This window comes from Winogradskyella rapida (genome assembly GCF_042675845.1).
Classification (GTDB): Bacteria; Bacteroidota; Bacteroidia; order Flavobacteriales; family Flavobacteriaceae; genus Winogradskyella; species Winogradskyella rapida.
In genome coordinates this window covers 1-2,746 of the sequence record NZ_JBHTKM010000060.1, presented here as the reverse complement: position 1 = coordinate 2,746, position 2,746 = coordinate 1, and the positions used below count along the sequence as shown (strand labels likewise).

Below are 2,746 nucleotides of genomic sequence, written 5' to 3'. Positions count from 1 at the left end.
ATATCTGAATTATTTTTGCGGATTATTCGCCGAAGGATATGAAATAGCTTTTCTAATTGGTGGTTTGCTTATATTTTTTGTCGGAATCACTATTTTGTGGAAAACTATTGCATTGAATAAAAACACTGTACACAACACCGTGTATAATTAATTGCTAGGTTCTTCCCTACTTGCGAAAATTCCTGCGGAATTTTCACTGGTTCGTTAAAGTTTGTTAACTTAGTTGCTTAACCACGCAACTAACCATACACAAACACGTTAGCCACAATACGAAAAAACATACGATTGAAAATTGGATATTAATTTAAAAACTTTTACTGCTCTCAAAGAATTACACTTGATAAACTCTGTTCCTGCAACATTTGAGAGTTTAGAATTACTAGCAAAAGCGAGTACTGAAATAATCCAATCAATTTATGATTCAAAAACTAACCTTGGCGAAGGTGAAGTCTTTATTGAAACATTATCAATAAAAATTTTAGTTACTACAAAAAGTATTATTCAATTAAGAAAAGGAACAAAAGTTTCTGCAATCACCAAGGACAGTAACTTAGAACTATTAGATTTTTCTTCAATCAACATATTAACACGTTCCATAATTGAAGCATTTCTAACATTAGAATATTTATTTTTTAACGACTTAAGTATTGATGAACGCAAATTCAGATTTTATATTTGGAAAATTTCAGGATATAAAGCAAGACAAGGATATTTTAATGAAAGAGGTTTGTTAAAGAAAAGCGTAAATGAGAAACTTCAAACCGAATTAGAAGAAATAAAAAGATTAAAAACTATTATAGAAAAATCACCTTATTACAAAAGTTTAAACAAACAGAATTTATGGAAATTAGACACTTTCGGACTTCCAAGATTAGTAAGTTGGAATAAGTTAATAGAACAAAGTATTTTAAAAACATCAATGTTTGAATTGTCTTATAAATTATATTCAAATTATGCTCATTCTGAATTCATTTCATTAATCCAAATGAATGAACCGAATGCTCTAACAAAAGGTTCCGAGGATAATAACATAGCAATATTAAATTCATTGAGAATTGTTAAAATGATAAACTGTATTACAATCGTAGGACTAAAAAATAAATTTGATTTTGCATCAAGAGTATTTGACAAATATGATGATGAAATAAAGTCAACTATCCTATTCTGGAATAAATTTGGAACGGATTAAGTACTGTGGCTAACACCGTGTATAATTAATTGCTTTGTAAGTGCTCATCTGGAATATTCCTTCGGAATATTCTCAGGTTCGTAAAAGTTTGCTAAATTAGTTGCTAAACCACGCAACTAACCATACACAAACACGTTACCACACATTTGACCAAAACTTATGACAAAGACAATATTTATAATTTTAATTACATTTTTTTCAATACAAATCAATGCTCAAACAGTTGATGGGAAAATAGAAAAACTATTAGAATTAGATGGAACAATAGGTAACATTGAGAAAATAATAACTCAAACAATCGAATATCAAAAGAAAAGTAATTTCGGAATTTCAGACAATTATTGGGAAGCATTGGAAAAAAAAGTTTCTAAAAAATCTTTGGCTGAACTTAAACTAATAGTTATACCAATTTATTCTAAAAATTACACAGAAATTGAAATTGATAATCTCATAACATTTTATAATTCAGAAACTGGTAAGTTGATTATCGAAAACCAACCAATTATAATGGAGGAATTAAATCTGCCATTAATGCAATGGTCACAAAATTTAAGTTCATATGTAATTGATGAAATTGAAAATAAAGGTAAAAACGAATCGAGTTCTGATGAAGAAGAAAAATTCAAAACAGAATTCAAAGCAAAATATGGATTACAAATACTAAATCTGACTGACCTTGCAATTGACCAAGAAAATAATATTGGAGATTTATTAATCGACTTTGGAAAAACGGACGGTAAAGAAGACATAACCAAGATAATTCGAGTAAAAAATAATTCCAATAAGGAAATTGAATTTCAAGAGCCAAAATTTTTAACTAACGAAGTCATAAAATTTGATTTAGGAAATAAACCTCTTGGAGTTGGGGAAACAAGGGATTTAAAAATAACTTTAATCGCTGAATTAGCTGAAAACAAAAGTTATTCAATGTTGAGTATTGACTACAATAATGGAGATAGAATCCAATTCGGAATTAAATATGATGCGCCTGCAAAAGAAATTAGTTTTGAGATTTCTGATAGAAAATTGAAGTTTAAAAAACTAAAGCAAGACTTCTCTAGACCTTACGTTTTCATCTTAAAAAACACAGGCAAAAAAGAATTTTACATTTCTGACATTGAATTAGATAAACAAATTGCTTACTTGAACTGGAATAAAGAAACTATTAAACCAAATGAAGAAACTGAAATCAAAGTAGTTTTTTCAAAACAATTAATTGCAAAACAGAAAAATACAGATTTGAAATTGGAAGTCGATTTAACGAAAGGAGAAAAAGGAGGATTTTCTAGTTTTGCTAACGAAACGATTGAATTGATAATTGAATAAAAAACGTGTGGTAACACCGTATATAATTTATTGCTAGTTCTAGCCTACTTACGAAAATCCTCGCGGATTTTCTATTCGGTTTTTATTTGCTAAATTTAGTGCTTAAAACACGCAACAAACCATATAAAAACACGTTGTAAGCAATTACAGATTTTACGCGGTCAATATCTCCAAGGGTTGCGGAAAAAGGGAAAGGACGGATTATTTATGGTTTAGTGTAAATACCGATTT

General features: G+C 28.7%; 2 protein-coding genes. Both read left to right on the top strand.

Annotated elements, in window-relative coordinates; translation table 11 throughout:
* Positions 1-292 precede the first annotated feature (292 nt).
* A complete protein-coding gene (locus ACFQ13_RS07485; protein WP_386115794.1) occupies positions 293-1,189 on the top strand; it encodes a DUF5677 domain-containing protein in 897 nt (298 codons plus the stop codon).
* A 159-nt stretch (positions 1,190-1,348) separates the two neighbouring features.
* The gene (locus ACFQ13_RS07480; RefSeq protein ID WP_386115793.1) at positions 1,349-2,515 is read left to right on the top strand and encodes a DUF1573 domain-containing protein; all 1,167 of its coding nucleotides are present in this window, start codon (positions 1,349-1,351) and stop codon (positions 2,513-2,515) included.
* Positions 2,516-2,746 lie beyond the last annotated feature (231 nt).